This is a genomic window from Pseudomonas synxantha, from assembly GCF_900105675.1.
GTDB lineage: Bacteria > Pseudomonadota > Gammaproteobacteria > Pseudomonadales > Pseudomonadaceae > Aquipseudomonas > Aquipseudomonas synxantha.
Genome location: NZ_LT629786.1, coordinates 3,698,820 through 3,718,691, shown reverse-complemented (window position 1 = coordinate 3,718,691; position 19,872 = coordinate 3,698,820). Strand labels below are relative to the sequence as shown.

16 protein-coding genes are annotated in these 19,872 nt (G+C 61.6%); 12 read left to right on the top strand and 4 right to left on the bottom strand.

Features of this window, described 5'->3' with window-relative positions; translation table 11 throughout:
- Position 1: 1 nt before the first annotated feature.
- From BLU48_RS17225 to BLU48_RS17205, 5 genes are read left to right on the top strand one after another with little or no spacing between them, the layout of a single operon-like run.
- Entirely contained in the window at positions 2-949 is a 948-nt protein-coding gene (locus BLU48_RS17225; RefSeq protein ID WP_043047456.1) for an ABC transporter permease, read from the top strand.
- Complete coding sequence (locus tag BLU48_RS17220; RefSeq protein ID WP_057013375.1) at positions 946-1,803, top strand: ABC transporter permease; 858 nt, start codon at positions 946-948, stop codon at positions 1,801-1,803. The genes BLU48_RS17225 and BLU48_RS17220 overlap by 4 nt, the downstream gene beginning before the upstream one ends.
- Positions 1,800-2,756, top strand: coding sequence for an ABC transporter ATP-binding protein (locus BLU48_RS17215; protein ID WP_057022127.1), 957 nt, complete (start codon positions 1,800-1,802; stop codon positions 2,754-2,756). Before BLU48_RS17220 ends, BLU48_RS17215 begins: the two co-directional genes overlap by 4 nt.
- Positions 2,753-3,724: an ABC transporter ATP-binding protein gene (locus BLU48_RS17210; protein ID WP_057022128.1), complete on the top strand. Its 972-nt coding sequence runs from the start codon at positions 2,753-2,755 to the stop codon at positions 3,722-3,724. Before BLU48_RS17215 ends, BLU48_RS17210 begins: the two co-directional genes overlap by 4 nt.
- Positions 3,725-3,756: 32 nt before the next feature.
- Positions 3,757-5,271, top strand: coding sequence for an ABC transporter substrate-binding protein (locus BLU48_RS17205; protein ID WP_057022129.1), 1,515 nt, complete (start codon positions 3,757-3,759; stop codon positions 5,269-5,271).
- A gap of 136 nt (positions 5,272-5,407) precedes the next feature.
- Here the strand turns inward: BLU48_RS17205 and BLU48_RS17200 are convergent, their stop codons facing one another.
- From BLU48_RS17200 to BLU48_RS17185, 4 genes are all read right to left on the bottom strand, one after another.
- Positions 5,408-6,148 carry a YciK family oxidoreductase gene (locus BLU48_RS17200; RefSeq protein WP_046071538.1) on the bottom strand — a complete coding sequence of 247 codons (741 nt, stop codon included), beginning with the start codon at positions 6,146-6,148 and terminating at the stop codon, positions 5,408-5,410.
- Positions 6,149-6,336: 188 nt separating this feature from the next.
- Positions 6,337-7,008, bottom strand: coding sequence for an N-acetylmuramic acid 6-phosphate phosphatase MupP (gene mupP, locus BLU48_RS17195; RefSeq protein ID WP_057022130.1), 672 nt, complete (start codon positions 7,006-7,008; stop codon positions 6,337-6,339).
- 4 nt (positions 7,009-7,012) lie between these two features.
- Positions 7,013-7,711: a bifunctional 2-polyprenyl-6-hydroxyphenol methylase/3-demethylubiquinol 3-O-methyltransferase UbiG gene (ubiG, locus tag BLU48_RS17190; RefSeq protein ID WP_046071540.1), complete on the bottom strand. Its 699-nt coding sequence runs from the start codon at positions 7,709-7,711 to the stop codon at positions 7,013-7,015.
- 65 nt (positions 7,712-7,776) lie between these two features.
- The gene (locus tag BLU48_RS17185) at positions 7,777-9,108 is read right to left on the bottom strand and encodes a TRZ/ATZ family hydrolase (RefSeq protein WP_057022131.1); all 1,332 of its coding nucleotides are present in this window, start codon (positions 9,106-9,108) and stop codon (positions 7,777-7,779) included.
- A 109-nt stretch (positions 9,109-9,217) separates the two neighbouring features.
- On the opposite strand from BLU48_RS17185, the gene mtnA reads away from it, so the two are divergent.
- The 7 genes from mtnA (at position 9,218) to cmk (ending at position 19,824) form a co-directional block, all read left to right on the top strand.
- Positions 9,218-10,288 carry an S-methyl-5-thioribose-1-phosphate isomerase gene (mtnA, locus tag BLU48_RS17180; protein ID WP_057022132.1) on the top strand — a complete coding sequence of 357 codons (1,071 nt, stop codon included), beginning with the start codon at positions 9,218-9,220 and terminating at the stop codon, positions 10,286-10,288.
- Between the two features lie 423 nt (positions 10,289-10,711).
- Complete coding sequence (gene gyrA, locus BLU48_RS17175) at positions 10,712-13,366, top strand: DNA gyrase subunit A (RefSeq protein WP_057022133.1); 2,655 nt, start codon at positions 10,712-10,714, stop codon at positions 13,364-13,366.
- Between the two features lie 231 nt (positions 13,367-13,597).
- Positions 13,598-14,683, top strand: a complete 1,086-nt coding sequence (gene serC, locus BLU48_RS17170) for a 3-phosphoserine/phosphohydroxythreonine transaminase (protein ID WP_043047446.1) — start codon at positions 13,598-13,600, stop codon at positions 14,681-14,683.
- Complete coding sequence (gene pheA, locus BLU48_RS17165; protein WP_043047445.1) at positions 14,683-15,777, top strand: prephenate dehydratase; 1,095 nt, start codon at positions 14,683-14,685, stop codon at positions 15,775-15,777. Before serC ends, pheA begins: the two co-directional genes overlap by 1 nt.
- A gap of 9 nt (positions 15,778-15,786) precedes the next feature.
- The gene (hisC, locus tag BLU48_RS17160; RefSeq protein WP_057022134.1) at positions 15,787-16,899 is read left to right on the top strand and encodes a histidinol-phosphate transaminase; all 1,113 of its coding nucleotides are present in this window, start codon (positions 15,787-15,789) and stop codon (positions 16,897-16,899) included.
- A 28-nt stretch (positions 16,900-16,927) separates the two neighbouring features.
- Positions 16,928-19,138, top strand: a complete 2,211-nt coding sequence (locus BLU48_RS17155; protein WP_057022238.1) for a bifunctional prephenate dehydrogenase/3-phosphoshikimate 1-carboxyvinyltransferase — start codon at positions 16,928-16,930, stop codon at positions 19,136-19,138.
- On the top strand, positions 19,135-19,824 hold the full coding sequence (gene cmk / locus BLU48_RS17150; protein WP_034102642.1) for a (d)CMP kinase: 690 nt from the start codon (positions 19,135-19,137) through the stop codon (positions 19,822-19,824). The genes BLU48_RS17155 and cmk overlap by 4 nt, the downstream gene beginning before the upstream one ends.
- The last annotated feature ends 48 nt before the right edge of the window (positions 19,825-19,872 follow it).

The following is a 19,872-nucleotide window of genomic DNA, read 5'->3' as shown; positions in this document are numbered from 1 at the left end:
AATGAACCTGGCGCGTTACCGTTTTGTCCTGTCCCGGCCGCTGCAACTGCTGCCGGTGCTGTTTGGCATCAGCCTGATTACCTTTGTGCTGGTGCGCTCGATTCCTGGCGACCCGGCGCGGGCGCTGCTGGGCTCACGCAGCACGCCGGATGCCCTGCTGAAAATCCGCGCCCAGTTCGGCCTCGACCAGCCCTTGTGGCTGCAATATTTCTACTTCCTGAAAAACTTGCTCAAGGGCGATCTCGGTCAATCGCTGCTGTACAAGGTCGATGCCTTGAAACTGATTGTGACCCGCATCGAGCCGACGCTGGTGCTGGTGCTGGGCAGCGTGGTCCTGGCGTTGCTGATCGCGGTACCGTTGGCGACAGTGGCGGCACGCAACAAAGGCGGTTGGGCGGATAACCTGATCCGCGTCTTTACCACGGTCGGCCTGGGCATGCCGGCGTTCTGGCTGGGGCTGATGCTGATCCTGCTGCTCAGCGTGCAATGGGGTTTGTTCCCGGTGTCCGGCTACGGTCGCACCTGGCTGGACAAGGCGCACCATATGGTTTTGCCCTGCCTGACCATCGCCCTGGCGCTGGCGGCGGTGCTGGTGCGCAACCTGCGCGCGAGCATGCTGATGGAGTTGCAGGCCGATCCTGTTACCGCCGCCCGAGCGCGGGGCCTGTCGGAGGCTGCGGTGTTTCGTCGACATGTGCTGCCCAATTCCCTGGTGCCGGCGGTCAACCTGCTGGCGGTCAACATTGGCTGGCTGATCAGCGGCACGGTGGTCATCGAAAGTCTGTTCGCTATCCCGGGCATCGGCCAGTTGCTGGTGCGCGGCATCTTCACCCGTGACTACATGGTGGTGCAGGGCGTGGCGATGGTGCTGGCGTGTGCCACGGTGGTGGTCAATTTCATCGCCGACGTGGTGACGGTGGCCCTCGACCCGCGGGTGAAGATGCAATGAGCAGCCGCCCTCTGATTGCCCCATGGCGCTTGCGCCTGCGCTTTGGCTTTCGCAACGGGCGACTGACCGCCGCGTGGGGCCTATTGATCCTGTTCGCATGGCTGGCCCTGGCGCTGTTTGCGCCGTGGATCGCACCTTTTGATCCTATCGCGCAGAACACCGACATGAGTTTGCTGGCCCCCAGCCTTGCACATCCGTTTGGCACCGATAACTACGGCAGGGATATCCTTTCGAGGGTGATCTGGGGCGCACGCATCGATCTGCAACTGGCGGTTGTCGGGGTGATCTTCCCGTTCATCATTGGCACCTTCATCGGTGCGGTGTCCGGTTATGTCGGCGGGCGTTTCGACAGCATCTGCATGCGTGTGATCGATGTGGTCCTGGCGTTTCCGTTCCTGGTGCTGATGCTGGCGATCATGGCCATCCTCGGGCCGGGCTTGAAGAGTTTCTATATCGCCATGGCGTTGGTGGGCTGGGTGTCGTATGCACGGCTGATTCGCTCGCAGATCCTGGTGCTCAAGGAAAGCGAGTTTGCCTTGGCCGCCAAGAGCCTGGGCTTTGGCCATGGGCGCATTCTGTTCCGGCATTTGCTGCCCAACGCGCTGTTTGGCTCCATCGTATTTTCCATGTCCGACGCAGTGTTGGTGCTGCTCAACGGTGCCGCCGTGAGTTACCTGGGCCTGGGCGTGCAACCGCCTACCGCCGAGTGGGGGACGATGGTGGCCGAGGGGCAAGCCTTTATCACCACCGCCTGGTGGATCTGTACGTTCCCGGGCCTGGCCATCGTGACCCTGGCCATGGGTTTCAGCCTGTTGGCTGATGGCGTCGCCCAAGTGTTGGGGGATCGCTCATGAGCCTGCTGCAAGTACGCGACCTCAGCGTGATCGCTAATAACGCCGGGCGCGATGTCACCCTGGTGGATCGTGTGTCCTTCGACCTGGCCGAAGGTGAAATCCTCGGCTTGGTTGGCGAGAGCGGGTCCGGCAAGACCATGGCCTGTCGTGCCCTGATACGCCTGCTGCCCTCTGCGAATCTACGCGTGCAAGGTAGCGCTGTACACCTGGCCGGCCAGGATCTGTTGCAGCTCGACGATGCCGGCATGCGCGCCGTGCGAGGCGGACAACTGGGTATGATCTTCCAGAACCCCGGCAGTCACCTGGACCCGCTGATGCGCATCGGCGAGCAGATCGCCGAGGGCATCCGCCTGCATCAAGGCGCATCGAAAAAAAACGCACGCTTGCAGGCCATTGAGGTGCTGCGCCAGGTTGGGATCCCTGACCCGCAGGCGCGGGTCGACAACTACCCCCATGAGTTTTCCGGTGGCATGCGCCAGCGCGCGATGATTGCCGTGGCCCTGGGCTGCAACCCCAAAGTGCTGATCGCCGATGAGCCGACCACGGCCCTGGATGTCACGGTGCAGGCGCAAATCCTGCGCCTGTTGCTCGACCTGCGTGACCAGCGTGGCCTGTCGATCATCATGATCACCCATGACCTTGGCGTAGTGGCGCAGACTTGCGACTCCATCGCGGTGATGTACGCCGGGCGCCTGTGCGAGCATGGCAGCAAATACGAGCTGCTGGCGCACCCGCAACATCCTTATACCGCTGGCCTGATCGATTGCCAGCCGGCCCATAGCAGCGGCCATGCCTTGTTGCGCACTATCCCCGGCCAGCCGCCGTTGCTGGATGCATTGCCCGATGGTTGCCGCTTCAACCCGCGCTGCCCCCAGGCCGGTGCCTTGTGTGCCGAGGTGTTGCCCCAGGGCGCACGCGTGGCCTGTCACTATCCGTTGGGAGGGCGACCATGAGCCTGTTGCAGATCAAGGACCTGGAGGTGCGCTTTGCCGCGTCCGGCACTGGCCTGTTCGGCCTCAACAAGCAATGGGTGAGGGCGGTGAATGGCGTCTCGCTGAATCTGGCCGCCGGTGAAACCCTGGGTTTGGTGGGCGAATCCGGCAGTGGCAAGAGCACCCTGGGCCGGGCGATTCTGCACCTCAACCCGATCAGCGCCGGGCAGGTGCTGTTTGACGGTGTCGACATGGCCCATGGCAGCGCCATCGACATCGCCCGCCTGCGCCATGAAACCGCGATGATTTTCCAGGACCCCTACGCTGCGCTGAACCCACGCCAGAGCATCGGCGAGATCATTGCCGAGGTGCTACGCGTGCAGCGCAAGGTGGCTGTGGCGCAGATCCCGGCGCGGGTCAATGAGCTACTGGAACTGGTTGGCCTGCGCCCCGAGTTGGCCACGCGCAAACCAGGCTCACTCAGTGGCGGCCAGTGCCAGCGCGTCGGCATCGCCCGGGCGCTGGCGGTGGAGCCACGCCTGATCATTGCCGACGAATGTGTGGCGGCGCTGGATGTATCGATCCAGGGCCAGATCATCAACCTGCTGCTGGAACTGCAACAGCGCATGAACCTGGCGATCCTGTTTATCGCCCATGACCTGGCCATCGTGCGGCGCCTGTGCGACCGCGTGGCGGTGATGTACCTGGGCAAGATCGTCGAAGAAGGGCCGGTGGAAGCGGTGTTTACCGCGCCGCGTCATCCGTATACAGCGGCGTTGATCGAGGCGATTCCCGAGATCGATCCGCATCGGCCGTTGCCCGCGCAGCCGTTGCCCGGCGAGCCGCCGAGCCCGCTGGATTTGCCTTCAGGCTGCGCCTTTCATCCACGTTGCCGGCATGCCCGAGCGATGTGTTCGGTGGTGTTGCCGCCGACCCATTTCCTGCACGAGCATCGGTACAGTTGCGTGCTTGAAGAACCTTTGCTTTGACCCTCTGCCATTCATTAACAAGGAGTTGTGATATGCAATCGCGCCACTTGAAATTGCTCGCCGCCGCTACGCTCACCGCTTGGTCGCTCACCGCTGGCCTGGCCCAGGCCGCCGGCGTCCTCACCATCGGCTGTCGTGAAGACAGCACCACCTTTGACCCGATCAAAAGCGCGCAAAACCGCGACACCTGGGTGTTTGCCAATGTCTACGACACCCTGGTGCGCGTGGATAACCTGGGCACCAAGATGGAACCGGGCCTGGCCGAAAGCTGGGAGATTTCCAAGGACGGCCTGACCTACACCTTCAAACTGCGCGAGGCGAAGTTCTCCGATGGATCAAAGATCACCGCCGCCGATGCGGCGTTCAGCCTGCTGCGCATCCGCGACAACAAGGCGTCGTTGTGGAGCGACCCGTTCAGCCTGATCAACACCGCCAAGGCCAGCGATCCGAAGACCCTGGTGGTGACCCTGAAAACCCCGGCGGTGGCTTTCCTCTCGCAATTGGCGTCGCCGACGGTGTCGATCCTGTCGGAAAAAGCCATGACCACCCTGGGCGAAGACGCCTACTCGGAAAACCCGGTGACTTCCGGTGCGTTTACCGTGGAAGAGTGGCGCAAGGGCGACCGGGTCATCCTCAAGAAAAACCCGAATTTCTGGCAGGCCAGCAACGTCAGCCTCGACGGCGTGGAGTGGGTGTCGGTAACCGATGACAACACGCGCATGCGCATGGTGCAGAACAACGAACTCGACACGGCGATCTTCGTGCCGTTCTCGCGGGTTGAAGAGCTGAAGAAAGATAAAAATGTGGTGATCCACTCCGACCCGTCCACACGTGAAGATCACCTGTTGATCAACCACGAGCACGGCCTGCTGGCCAAGCCGCAAGTGCGCGAAGCCCTGGACATGGCCATCGACAAGCAATCGCTGGTGAAGACCGCCACATACGGTCAAGGCACTGTGGCCTATTCCTACATTCCAAAGGGCTCGCTGTATCACTACGCCAACAACCTGCAACGCCCGTATGACCCTGCTGCGGCCAAAAAGCTGCTGGAAGAGGCCGGCGCCAAGGACTTGAAGCTCAACTACGTGGTCAACGCCGGCAACGAGGCTGACGAGCAGATTGCGGTGATCATCAAGGACCAGCTGGCCAAGGTCGGCGTGACCGCCAACCTGCAAAAGGTCGACCCGACCCAAAGTTGGCAGATGCTGGTGGACGGTGAGTACGATATTTCGGTGATGTACTGGACCAACGACATCCTCGACCCGGACCAGAAGACCACCTTCGTCCTGGGCCACGACACCAACCAGAACTACATGACCCGCTACAAGAACGACAAGGTCAAGGCGTTGGTCGCGGCTGCACGGGTGGAGGCTGACCCGGCCAAGCGCGAGCAGATGTATGTGGAGTTGCAGAAGCTGGCGAAACAGGATGTGAACTGGATTGACCTGTACTACAGCCCGTATATCAACATCTCACGCAAGAATGTGAGCAACTTTCTGCAGAATCCATTGGGCCGCTTCACCCTTGAAGAGGTCGTGAAAAACTAGGTTCCAGAGAACACCACAATACAAATGTGGGAGGGGGCTTGCTCCCGATAGCTGAGTGTCAGTCAATGCATTTATTGGCTGACCCACCGCTATCGGGAGCAAGCCCCCTCCCACATTTAATACTTATGTATGTCTATTATTGCGCGTCAAACGCCTGCCCATTGATGCCTGCGCTGTCCGGCCCCATCAGGTACAGGTACACCGGCATGATCTCTTCCGGCGCCGGCCGTTCCATCGGGTTCTCCCCCGGATACGCCTGGGCCCGCATGCTGGTGCGTGTGCCGCCGGGGTTGATGCTGTTCGAGCGTACTGCCGCCACATCCTCAAGCTCATCGGCCAGGGTCTGCATCAGCCCTTCGGTGGCGAATTTCGACACACCATAGGCGCCCCAATAGGCGCGGCCCTTGCGCCCGACGCTGCTGGATGTGAACACCACCGATGCATCCTGGGACAGCTTGAGCAACGGCAGCAAGGTGGCGGTCAGCATGAACATCGCGTTGACGTTCACATGCATCACCCGCATGAAATTCTCGCCGGACAACTGCTCGATGGGCGTGCGCGGGCCAATGATCGAGGCGTTGTGCAGCAGGCCGTCGAGGTGGCCGAATTCCTTTTCGATCATCGCCGCCAACTCATCGTACTGATGGGGCAGGGCGGTCTCCAGGTTGAACGGGATCACCACCGGTTGCGGGTGACCGGCGGCTTCGATCTCGTCATAGACCTGGGCCAGGTTGGCTTCGGTCTTGCCCAGCAACAGCACGGTAGCGCCATGGGCGGCATAGGTCTTGGCGGCTGCCGCGCCGATCCCGCGACCGGCGCCGGTGACCAGGATGACTCGGCCGTTGAGCAGTTCTGGAGGTGCGGAGTAATCAAACATAAATAGCCTCGACAAAATTCAGTAGGTCACAAACACCAATCTTGAACCCAGTGAAGATCCAATGTGGGAGGGGGCTTGCCCCCGATGGCTGTGGATCAGTCAGTAAATGCAGTGACTGACACACTGCTATCGGGGGCAAGCCCCCTCCCACATTTGGATCGTCATCGGTCAGTAAGAACGGCAAGCCATCAGCAACTGCACAGCGCGTTATCCAGCACTTTACGCAGTTCCAGCGGGTGGTCCACCACCACATCCGCACCCCAGTGACGTGGGTTGTCATCCGGGTGGATATAGCCGTAGGTCACCGCCGCCGTGCGGGTACCGGCGCCGCGACCAGACTCGATATCGCGCAGGTCATCACCTACGAACAACACACTGGCCGGGTCCAGGCCGAGCCTTTCGCACGCAAGGATCATCGGCTCGGGGTCCGGCTTGCTGTTTTTCACGTGGTCTGGGCAGATCAGCACAGCCGAGCGCTCGGCCAGACCCAGTCGCTGCATGATCGGTTCGGCAAAGCGCACGGGCTTGTTGGTGACCACGCCCCAGATCAGCTTGGCTTTCTCGATGTCTTCCAGCAGCTCAGCCATGCCGTCGAACAGTTTGCTGTGAACCGCACAGTCCTTGAGGTAGCGCTCGAGGAATTCCAGGCGCAGTGCTTCAAAGCCGGGTGATTCAGGGTCCATTGAAAAGGTTACGGCAACCATCGCCCGCGCACCGCCGGAGATCTCATCGCGGATGTGCTGCGGGGTGATCGGCTCCAAGCCCCGGTCGGCGCGCATGGCCTGGCAGATGGCGATAAAGTCCGGCGCGGTATCCAGCAGGGTACCGTCCATGTCGAAGAGAACCGCTCGCAACTTCACAGGCTTACTCCTCGCGCAGGGTCTGGATCATGTAGTTGACGTCAACGTCGCTGGCCAGTTTGTAGTGCTTGGTCAGCGGGTTGTAGGTCAGGCCGATGATGTCCTTGACGGTCAGCCCGGCCTGTCGGCTCCACGCGCCCAGCTCGGAGGGGCGGATGAATTTCTTGAAGTCATGGGTGCCGCGGGGCAGCAGCTTCATGATGTATTCGGCGCCGATGATCGCGAACAGGTAAGCCTTGGGGTTGCGGTTGATGGTGGAGAAAAACACCTGGCCGCCGGGCTTGACCATGCGGAAACACGCACGGATCACCGAGGATGGGTCGGGTACGTGCTCCAGCATCTCCAGGCAGGTGACCACGTCGAAGTGCTCGGGCATTTCCTCGGCCAGGGCTTCGGCGGTGATCTGGCGGTATTCCACGCTCACGCCGGATTCCAGCTGGTGCAACTGGGCCACGGCCAGGGGCGCTTCGCCCATGTCGATGCCCATCACCGTGGCGCCGCGCTGGGCCATGGCTTCGCTGAGGATGCCGCCGCCGCAACCGACGTCCAGCACCTTCTTGCCGGCCAGGTTGACGCGTTCGTCAATCCAGTTGACCCGCAGCGGGTTGATGTCGTGCAGGGGCTTGAACTCGCTTTCGCGGTCCCACCAGCGGTGGGCCAGGGCTTCGAACTTGGCGATTTCGGCGTGGTCGACGTTGCTCATGGTGAATCCTCTAGAATCTGATAAATCGGTATGTCGGTGCTGAACGCAGGGGGCCAGCACCTTCCTTATTCGCTGTGCCCGCTGATGCGTTGGCCCCAGGCAATGGCCGTGGCGGTCAACTGTTGTTCATCCATGCGGGTCAGTTGCCGATCGTCGAGCAATGGCTTGCCGGCGACCCAAAGGTGTTTCACGCAATCGCGCCCGGTGGCATATATAAGCTGTGAGACCGGATCGTAGATCGGTTGTTGCGCCAGCCCCGACAAATCAAAGGCGACCATGTCTGCTGCCTTGCCCACCTCCAGCGAGCCAATCTGGCTTTCCAGGCCCATGGCCCGCGCACCGTTGAGGGTCGCCATACGCAGGGCGCGGTGCGCATCCAGGGCGGTGGCCGAACCGGCGACGGCCTTGGCCAACATCGCGGCGGTGCGGGTTTCGCCCAGCAGGTCCAGGTCATTGTTGCTGGCGGCGCCGTCGGTGCCGATGGCCACATTGACCCCAGCCTGCCACAAGCGCTCCACCGGGCAAAAGCCGCTGGCCAGTTTCAGGTTCGATTCCGGGCAATGGATAACACTGGTGTTGCTTTCTACCAGTAAAGCCAGGTCATCCTCGCTGATTTGGGTCATATGAACGGCCTGGAAGCGCGGCCCCAGCAAGCCGAGGCGACCCAGGCGCGCCAATGGCCGCTCGCCGGTCTGCTCCACGGCTTGCTGCACTTCGAAGGCGGTTTCATGCACATGCATATGGATCGTGGCGTCCAGCTCCTCGGCAACCACGCGGATTTTCTCCAAATTGGCATCGCTCAAGGTGTAGGGCGCGTGAGGGCCAAAGGCGATCTTGATGCGCGGGTGATGCTTGAGGTCGCCGAACAGCTCGATAGCCTGGCGAAGCGCCTCGTCAGCGCTGCTGGCGCCGGGGATCGGGAAATCGAGGATCGGCATCGCGATCTGTGCACGCATGCCGCTGGTGTGCACGCAGTCGCTGGCGACCTTGGGGTAGAAGTACATGTCGCAAAAGCAGGTGATGCCGCCCTTGAGCTGCTCGGCGATGGCCAGGTTGGTACCGTCGCGCACGAAGGCTTCATCGACCCACTTGGCTTCAGCGGGCCAGATGTGTTTTTCCAGCCAGGTCATCAGCGGCAGGTCGTCGGCCAGGCCACGGAACAGGCTCATTGCTGCATGGCCGTGGGCGTTGATCAAACCGGGGCTGAGCAGCATGCCGGGCAGCTCGCGCACTTCCTTGGCCGCAAGCTTCAACGCCGCCGCCCGCGGGCCGATAAAGGCAATGCACCCATCGCGGATGCCCAGGCCATGCTCCTTGAGCACCACGCCAGCAGGTTCGACGGGTACCAGCCAGGTCGGCAGCAGCAGCAAGTCGAGCGGGGCGGCAGAGGTGGTCATCGCAGGCTTCTTCCCAGGCAGCTATAAAAGAAGGGCGAAGTATACCCGAGCGTCCTGGCTGGCGGATCGCTATAATCCGCGGCTTTTGTTCATGAGTGCGGGGTAAGGGATGCGCGACCGACTGTTGGCTGCAGAGAACGTGAAGGCCATCGATTGGCGTGATGGCGCGCTGTATCTGCTCGATCAACGTGTTTTGCCGTCCCAGGAAAACTGGGTAGCCTGCCGTACCGTAGAGGCAGTGGCCGATGCCATCCGCTCGATGCTGGTACGGGGCGCGCCGGCCATTGGCATCTGCGCCGCGTATGGCCTGGTGCTGGCTGCCCGTGAGCGCATCGCTCAAGGCGGTGACTGGCAGGCTGCCTGGGAAGAAGACTACGCACTGTTAGCCGATACCCGACCCACTGCGTCGAACCTGTTCTGGGCCTTGCAACGCATGCGCGACCGCCTGGACCGCCTCAAGAAACACGCCGATCCGCTGGCGGTGCTGGAAGCCGAAGCCATTGCGATCCATGAAAGCGACCGGGAGGCCAATTTCGTTATGGCCCAGCTAGGCGTGGAGCGGATTCGCAAGCACCAGGGCAACGCCCAGGCGATCCTGACTCATGGCAATACCGGCGCTTTGGCCACGGGCGGCGTCGGCACGGCCCTCGGGGTCATTCGCGCAGCGTTCCTTGAAGGGTTGGTCGAGCAAGTCTATGTCAACGAGACCCGGCCCTGGCTGCAAGGCTCGCGGCTGACTGCCTGGGAACTTGCGGGCGACGGCATCCCGGTGACGGTGAATGCCGACTCGGCGGGGGCGCATATCCTCAAGACCAAGGGCGTGACCTGGGTAATTGTCGGCGCCGACTGCATTGCCGCCAATGGCGATGTGGTCAGCAAGATTGGCACTTATCAGCTGGCCGTCTGCGCCATGCACCACGGCGTGCGCTTCATGGTGGTGGCTCCGAGCTCGACCCTCGACCTGATGATGGCTACTGGCGATGACGTTGCGCTGGAGGCGCGTGATCCCGGCGAGTTGCTGGAGGTGATGGGGCAGCGCTTGAAGGTAGATGCTATTAATCCGGTGTTTGATGTCACCCCGGCTGACCTGATTGACGTGATCGTGACTGAGAAGGGCGTGGTCGAGCGGCCGGATACTGCCAAGTTGGCCAGGTTGATGTGCCGTAAGCGGCTGCATTGAGGGCTGTGGTGCCTGTGAAATAGCTATCGGGGGCAAGCCCCCTCCCACACTTGGATTGTGAACACAGTCAAAATGTGGGAGGGGGCTTGCCCCCGATTGGCCCTTAAAGTCAACAAAACCTCCGATCCAGCCTCAAAAAAAAGCACCACCCCATCTCTGAGCCCCTCTCGTCGCCCTCAAGCCTGTCATCCGTCAAATTACTAGTCTCCATGCGCATCAGGGGGATAGGTGCGTGGCGGCGATTGTGATAACATCCGGCGGTTTCCAGGGCCACCTCGAGGGGTTGCCCATAACGTGCAGATCCGTGTCATAACTCGTTGATTTGTCGTAAGTCGTTGTCAGGCACTGTGCCGGCAGCGGCGAGCTTCGTTCGTCCCATATGGATGCGACGAAGTTTCACCCGAAAAAGGAATCAGGCTTCTCATGGGCGAACTGGCCAAAGAAATCCTCCCGGTCAATATCGAAGACGAGCTGAAACAGTCCTACCTCGACTACGCGATGAGCGTAATTGTCGGTCGGGCACTGCCTGATGCGCGCGATGGCTTGAAGCCCGTGCACCGGCGTGTGCTGTTCGCGATGAGCGAGCTGGGTAACGACTGGAACAAGCCGTACAAGAAATCTGCCCGTGTTGTCGGTGACGTGATCGGTAAGTATCACCCTCACGGCGACACTGCGGTGTACGACACCATCGTTCGGATGGCCCAGCCGTTTTCCCTGCGCTACCTGCTGGTAGACGGCCAAGGCAACTTCGGTTCGGTGGACGGCGACAACGCCGCGGCCATGCGATACACCGAAGTGCGCATGACCAAGCTGGCGCACGAGCTGCTGGCCGACCTGCATAAAGAAACCGTGGACTGGGTGCCGAACTACGACGGCACCGAAATGATCCCGGCGGTCATGCCCACCCGCATCCCCAACCTGCTGGTCAACGGTTCCAGCGGTATTGCTGTGGGCATGGCCACCAACATCCCGCCGCACAACCTCGGTGAAGTCATCGACGGTTGCCTGGCCCTTATCGACAATCCGGAGCTGACCGTCGATGAGCTGATGCAATACATCCCGGGCCCGGACTTCCCGACCGCCGCGATCATCAACGGTCGCGCCGGCATCATCGAAGCCTACCGCACCGGTCGCGGGCGCATTTACATGCGCGCCCGCTCGATGATCGAAGACATCGACAAGGTCGGTGGCCGCCAACAGATCGTCATCACCGAACTCCCGTACCAGCTGAACAAGGCGCGCCTGATCGAGAAGATCGCCGAGCTGGTTAAAGAGAAGAAGCTCGAAGGCATCACCGAGCTGCGCGACGAGTCCGACAAGGACGGCATGCGCGTAGTGATCGAGCTGCGTCGTGGCGAAGTGCCTGAGGTGATCCTCAACAACCTCTACGCCCAGACCCAGCTGCAAAGCGTGTTTGGTATCAACGTGGTTGCACTGATCGACGGCCGCCCACGCATCCTGAACCTCAAGGACCTGCTGGAAGCCTTCGTACGTCACCGCCGCGAAGTGGTGACCCGTCGTACCGTGTTCGAACTGCGCAAGGCTCGCGAACGCGGGCACATCCTGGAAGGCCAGGCCGTTGCGCTGTCGAACATCGATCCGGTCATCGCCTTGATCAAGGCCTCGCCAACCCCGTCGGAAGCCAAGGAAGCGCTGATCAGCACGCCTTGGGAATCCAGCGCCGTGGTGGCCATGGTTGAACGTGCCGGCGCCGACTCGTGCCGTCCAGAGACCCTGGACCCACAGTACGGCCTGCGCGAAGGCAAGTACTTCCTGTCGCCGGAACAGGCCCAGGCCATCCTGGAACTGCGTCTGCACCGTCTCACGGGCCTTGAGCACGAGAAGCTGCTGGCCGAGTACCAGGAGATTCTCAACCAGATCGGCGAGCTGATCCGCATCCTCAGCAGCGCCGTGCGCCTGATGGAAGTGATCCGCGAAGAACTGGAAGTGATCCGCGCCGAATACGGCGACGTGCGCCGCACCGAAATCCTCGATGCACGCCTCGACCTGACCCTGGGTGACATGATCCCGGAAGAAGAGCGTGTGGTGACCATCTCCCACGGCGGCTATGCCAAGACTCAACCGCTGGCTGCGTACCAGGCCCAGCGCCGTGGCGGTAAAGGCAAATCGGCTACCGGCGTCAAGGATGAGGACTACATCGCTCACCTGCTGGTCGCCAACAGCCACACTACGCTGCTGCTGTTCTCCAGCAAGGGCAAGGTGTACTGGCTGAAAACCTACGAAATCCCGGAAGCCTCCCGCGCCGCCCGTGGTCGCCCACTGGTCAACCTGCTGCCGCTGGACAGTGATGAATACATCACCACCATGCTGCCGGTCGAGGAGTACACCGAAGGTCACTTCATCTTCATGGCGACCGCCAAGGGCACCGTGAAGAAGACCCCGCTGGAATCCTTCAGCCGTCAACGCAGCGTGGGCCTGATCGCCCTGGAGCTGGACGAAGGTGACGTACTGATTTCCGCCGCCATTACCGATGGCGAGCGTGAAGTCATGCTGTTCTCCGACGGCGGCAAGGTCACCCGCTTCAAGGAATCCGACGTGCGTGCCATGGGTCGTACCGCCCGCGGTGTGCGCGGCATGCGCCTGCCAGAAGGGCAGAAGCTGATTTCGATGCTGATCCCGGAAGAAGGCAGCCAGATCCTTACCGCTTCCGAGCGTGGTTATGGCAAGCGCACCGCCATCAGCGAGTTCCCGGAGTACAAGCGTGGCGGCCAAGGTGTGATCGCCATGGTCAGCAACGACCGCAACGGCCGTCTGGTCGGCGCGGTGCAAGTGCTCGATGGCGAAGAGATCATGCTGATTTCCGACCAGGGCACCCTGGTGCGTACCCGGGTGGCTGAAGTCTCGAGCCTGGGCCGTAACACCCAGGGCGTGACGCTGATCAAGCTGGCCAAGGACGAGAAGCTGGTCGGTCTTGAACGTGTGCAGGAGCCTTCGGAAGTTGAAGGTGAAGAGCTGGAAGGCGAGGAATTCGACGGCGAGGTAATCGCAGCCGGCGATGACAACGTCGACGAGCCAACCCTCGATGCTGCCGCAGACGAAGAAGAACCGCAGGAATAAGCGGACACACAGGGGGCGGATGAAGATTCGCCCCCTTGTTGTTTGTCCGGATGGAAATATCGACAGCGATGAAAATCCAACTGTGGGAGGGGGCTTGCTCCCGATTGCGGAGTGTCACCGGCGCATCAGCTGACTGACCCACCGCTTTCGCGAGCAAGCCTGCTCCCACATTGGATCGGGTGTCGCCTGATATGTTTGCGTGACTACCACCAGATCAGAGTGAGATTGGATGTGAGCAAGAGAGCCTATAACTTCTGTGCCGGTCCCGCGGCGCTTCCTGAAGCAGTCCTGCAGCGTGCGCAGGGTGAACTCCTCGACTGGCATGGAAAAGGCCTCTCCGTGATGGAAATGAGCCATCGCAGCGATGAGTTCGTGTCCATCGCCACCAAGGCCGAGCAGGACTTGCGCGACTTGCTGGACATCCCATCCGACTACAAAGTGCTGTTCCTGCAAGGCGGTGCGAGCCAGCAGTTCGCCCAGTTGCCGCTGAACCTGCTGCCGGAAGACGGCACTGCCGACTATATCGACACCGGTATCTGGGGGCAGAAGGCCATTGAAGAGGCTTCGCGCTACGGTCACGTCAATGTGGCAGGCACCGCCAAGCCCTACGACTACTTCGCCATTCCAGGTCAGAACGAGTGGAAGCTGTCCAAGGATGCGGCCTACGTCCACTACGTAGCGAACGAAACCATTGGCGGCCTGGAATTCGACTGGGTGCCGGAAGTGGGTGACGTGCCGCTGGTGTGCGACATGTCTTCGGACATCCTTTCTCGCCCGATCGACGTATCCAAATACGGCATGATCTATGCCGGCGCACAGAAGAACATCGGCCCGAGTGGCATCCTGGTCAATATCATCCGTGAAGACCTGCTCGGTCGCGCGCGCTCGCTGTGCCCGACCATGCTCAATTACAAGGTCGCGGCCGATAACGGCTCGATGTACAACACCCCACCAGCGTTCGCCTGGTACCTGTCGGGCCTGGTGTTCGAATGGCTGAAAGAGCAGGGCGGTGTGGCTGCCATGGGCAAGCGCAACGAAGAGAAGAAGCGCACCCTGTACGACTTCATCGACGCCAGCGGCCTGTACAGCAACCCGATCAACCTCACTGACCGCTCGTGGATGAACGTGCCGTTCCGCCTGGCCGATGATCGCCTGGACAAGCCGTTCCTGGCCGGTGCCGACGCGCGCGGCCTGCTGAACCTCAAGGGCCACCGTTCGGTCGGCGGTATGCGCGCCTCCATCTACAACGCTGTCGACATCCACGCGATCAACGCGTTGGTGGCCTACATGGCAGAGTTCGAAAAGGAACACGGCTAATGTCTGAGCAAGAACTCAAGGCCCTGCGTGTACGCATTGATAGCCTGGACGAGAAAGTCCTCGAGCTGATCAGTGAGCGTGCGCGCTGCGCCCAGGAAGTGGCACGGGTGAAAATGGCGTCCCTGGCGGAAGGTGAAGTGCCGGTGTTCTACCGGCCTGAGCGTGAAGCCCAGGTGCTCAAGCGCGTGATGGAGCGCAACAGGGGCCCGTTGGGCAACGAAGAGATGGCGCGGTTGTTCCGCGAAATCATGTCATCGTGCCTGGCGCTGGAGCAGCCGCTGAAAGTGGCTTACCTCGGCCCGGAAGGCACCTTCACCCAGGCCGCAGCCATGAAGCACTTCGGCCACGCGGTGATCAGCAAGCCGATGGCGGCCATCGACGAAGTGTTCCGCGAAGTGGCGGCCGGGGCGGTGAATTTTGGCGTGGTGCCGGTGGAAAACTCCACCGAAGGCGCGGTCAATCACACCCTGGACAGCTTCCTCGAGCACGATATGGTGATCTGCGGCGAAGTCGAGCTGCGTATCCACCATCACCTGCTGGTGGGTGAGAACACCAAGACCGACAGCATCAGCCGCATCTACTCCCACGCCCAGTCCCTGGCCCAGTGCCGCAAGTGGCTGGATGCACATTACCCGAATGTGGAGCGTGTGGCGGTGTCCAGCAACGCCGAAGCGGCCAAGCGGGTCAAGGGTGAGTGGAATTCGGCGGCGATTGCCGGCGATATGGCTGCGGGCCTGTACGGCCTGACGCGCCTGGCCGAGAAGATCGAGGACCGCCCGGACAACTCCACGCGCTTCTTGATGATCGGTAGCCAGGAAGTGCCGCCAACCGGCGACGACAAAACCTCGATCATCGTCTCCATGAGCAACAAGCCCGGCGCGCTGCATGAGCTATTGGTGCCATTCCACGATAACGGGATTGACCTGACGCGCATCGAAACGCGTCCTTCGCGCAGCGGTAAATGGACTTATGTGTTCTTTATCGACTTCATCGGCCATCACCGCGACCCACTGGTCAAGGGCGTGCTGGAGAAAATCAGTCAGGAAGCTGTAGCACTCAAGGTGCTGGGCTCGTACCCGAAAGCGGTTTTGTGAGGCTTTGACATGAGTGGCAACTTCCTCGCCCTGGCTCAGCCGGGCGTGCAACAACTCTCGCCTTATGTTCCAGGCAAACCTGTGGACGAGTTGGCCCGTGAGTTGAATCTGGACCCCTCCAGAATCGTCAAGCTGGCGAGCAACGAAAACCCGCTGGGCCCGAGCCCTAAAGTGCTTGCGGCGATTCGGGAAGAGCTCGCCGAGCTGACCCGTTACCCCGATGGCAACGGCTTTGCGCTCAAATCCCTGCTGGCGGACAAGTGCCGGGTCGAGCTGAATCAGGTGACCTTGGGCAATGGCTCCAACGACATTCTTGAATTGGTCGGCCGTGCCTACCTGGCGCCGGGTTTGAATGCGGTGTTCAGCGAGCACGCGTTTGCGGTCTACCCGATTGTGACCCAGGCCGTGGGGGCTGATGCCCGCGTTATTCCTGCCAAGGACTGGGGCCACGACCTGCCGGCGATGTTGGCGGCCATCGATGCGCAAACCCGCGTGGTATTTATCGCCAACCCGAACAATCCGACCGGCACCTGGTTCGACGAGCAGGCATTGAACGAATTCCTGCAGGATGTGCCGGAGCACGTGCTGGTGGTGCTGGACGAAGCCTACATCGAGTACGCCGAAGGCAGCGACCTGCCGGACGGCCTCGACTTCCTGGCGACCTACCCGAACCTGCTGGTATCGCGCACGTTCTCCAAGGCTTATGGTCTGGCGTCGCTGCGGGTCGGCTACGGTTTGTCCACGGCGGTGGTTGCCGACGTGCTGAACCGTGTGCGCCAGCCGTTCAACGTCAACAGCCTGGCCCTGGCGGCTGCGTGTGCGGCGGTAAAGGATGCCGAGTACCTGGAAGAAGGACGTCGCATCAACGAAAGCGGCATGCTGCAGTTGCAGCAAGGCTTTCGCGAGTTGGGCCTGGGTTGGATTCCGTCCAAGGGCAACTTCATCTGCGTCGATCTCGGCCAGGTGGCTGCCCCGGTGTTCCAGGGCCTGTTGCGCGAAGGCGTGATCGTGCGTCCGGTGGCCAACTACGGCATGCCGAACCACCTGCGTATCACCATCGGTTTGCCGGCTGAGAACAGCCGCTTCCTTGAGGCGCTGGCCAAGGTTCTGGCCCGTGGTTGATGTCACTGCATTGCAACCTGCTATGCCTATGATCGGTCGCCTGGTGGTGGTCGGCCTGGGATTGATCGGTGGCTCCTTCGCCAAGGGCCTGCGCGAAAGCGGATTATGCGGCGAAGTGGTGGGCGTGGACCTGGACCCGCAGTCGCGCAAGCTAGCGGTGGAATTGGGCGTAGTGGACCGCTGTGAGGCGGACCTGGCAATTGCCTGCCAGGGCGCAGATGTGATCCAGCTCGCCGTGCCGATCCTGGCCATGGAGAAGCTGCTGGCGGTGTTGGCTGGCATGGATCTGGGGCAGGCAATCCTCACGGACGTCGGTAGCGCCAAAGGTAATGTGGTGCGTGCTGCGCAGCTGGCATTTGGCGAAATGCCGCCGCGCTTTGTGCCGGGCCATCCGATTGCCGGCTCCGAGCAGAGCGGGGTGGAAGCCTCCAATGCACAGTTGTTTCGTCGGCATAAGGTGATCCTCACGCCGCTTGCGCAAACCGATCCGGCGGCGCTGGCCGTCGTGGATCGTCTCTGGCGCGAGCTGGGGGCGGATGTGGAGCACATGCAGGTCGAACGCCACGATGAAGTGCTGGCGGCGACCAGCCATTTGCCCCATCTGTTGGCTTTTGGCCTGGTAGATTCCCTGGCCAAGCGCAATGAAAACCTGGAGATTTTCCGCTATGCCGCCGGTGGCTTCCGCGATTTTACGCGGATTGCCGGCAGCGATCCGGTGATGTGGCACGACATCTTCCTCGCCAATCGCGAAGCGGTGTTGCGTACCCTGGACACCTTCCGCAGCGACCTCGACGCCCTGCGTGACGCGGTCGACGCGGGTGACGGCCATCAACTGTTGGGCGTGTTCACCCGTGCGCGGGTGGCGCGTGAACATTTCAGCAAGATCCTGGCACGCCGGGCTTATATGGAAACCGCAGTGAGTGCCGATGAGCTGACTTTCATCGCAAGCCCAGGAGGCCGCTTGAGCGGGCGTATTCGGGTGCCGGGTGATAAGTCGATCTCTCATCGGTCGATCATGCTCGGTTCGTTGGCCGAGGGCGTGACAGAAGTCGAAGGTTTCCTTGAGGGCGAAGACGCCCTGGCGACTTTGCAGGCATTTCGCGACATGGGCGTGGTGATTGAAGGGCCGCACCATGGGCGCGTGACTATCCATGGCGTTGGCTTGCATGGGTTGAAGGCTGCGCCGGGGCCGATCTACCTGGGTAATTCCGGTACGTCCATGCGTCTGCTGGCCGGTTTACTGGCGGGGCAGAGCTTCGATAGCGTGTTGACCGGCGATGCGTCGCTGTCCAAACGCCCGATGGATCGCGTGGCCAAGCCGCTGCGGGAAATGGGTGCAGTGATCGAGACCGGGCCGGAAGGCCGCCCGCCACTGACCATACGTGGCGGTCAAGCGCTCAAAGGTCTGACTTACGCATTACCGATGGCCAGTGCGCAGGTTAAGTCCTGCCTGTTGCTGGCTGGCCTGTATGCACGGGGTAAAACCGCGGTCACCGAGCCTGCGCCGACCCGCGACCATACCGAGCGCATGTTGCGTGGTTTTGGATGCTCGGTGGCGGTGGAGGGCGCAACGGCGTCGGTGGAACCGGGCCAAAAGTTGGCCGCGACCCATATTGAAGTGCCTGGGGATATTTCGTCTGCGGCGTTTTTCCTGGTAGCGGCGTCGATTGCCGAGGGCTCCGAGTTGCTGTTGGAGCATGTTGGTGTCAACCCGACCCGCACCGGGGTGATCGATATCCTGCGGCTGATGGGCGCAGATATCACCTTGGAAAATCCGCGTGAAGTGGGTGGCGAGCCGGTTGCTGACTTGCGTGTACGTGCTGCCAAGCTCAAAGGTATCGAGATTCCAGCGGCGCTGGTGCCGTTGGCAATCGATGAGTTTCCCGTGCTGTTTGTCGCCGCTGCCTGCGCCGAAGGTCGAACCGTACTACGCGGTGCCGAGGAGCTGCGCCTCAAGGAGTCCGACCGTATCCAGGTCATGGCCGATGGTCTGTTGGTCCTGGGTGTGAAGTGTGAAGCCACGGCCGATGGGATTATCATTGACGGTGGCCCGATGGGTGGGGGTGAAGTGCAGGCCCATGGTGATCACCGGGTGGCCATGGCGTTCAGCGTGGCTTCCCTGCGGGCCGAGGCGCCGATTCGTATCCGTGACTGCGCCAACGTTGCTACATCTTTTCCGAATTTTCTTACACTGTGTGCCCAAGTCGGCATCCGTGTTGCCCAAGAGGCTCAATTGTGAATATCAAAGCACCGGTGATTACCATCGACGGGCCTAGCGGCTCGGGCAAAGGCACCATCGCCGGCATCCTGGCCAAGCGCCTGGGCTGGTGCTTGCTCGATTCCGGCGCGCTGTACCGCCTGCTGGCGTTCGCGGCGCGCAACCATGGCGTCGACCTGACCAACGAAGAATCCCTCAAGCTGCTGGCGGCGCATCTGGATGTGCAGTTCGTCGGCGCGACGGAAGGTCATCCCCAGCGCATTATCCTCGAAGGCGATGATGTGACCGATGACCTGCGTAACGAGCAAGTCGGTTCCTGGGCGTCCCAGGTTGCCGCACTGCCAGCCGTGCGCGATGCCCTGCTGCAGCGCCAGCGGGCGTTCCAGGAGCCGCCGGGCCTGGTGGCCGATGGCCGCGACATGGGAACAGTAGTGTTTCCGGACGCGCCGCTGAAGATTTTCCTGACCGCCAGCGCCGAGGAGCGGGCGCGCCGCCGCTACTTGCAGTTGAAGGGCAAAGTCGATGGTGTTAGTCTGTCGAGTCTGCTAGATGAGATCCGTGCACGCGATGAGCGTGATACCCAGCGCGCAGTAGCCCCGCTTAAGCCGGCGGCTGATGCCATACAGCTGGATTCCACGGAGTTGTCCATCGAGCAGGTGCTGGAACGCATCATGAGCGAGATCGCCATTCGCGATATCGCCGGGTGACCAAGAAGGCTGCAGGGGACCAGTCATAGTCCTGCGGTGCTTCTTCTA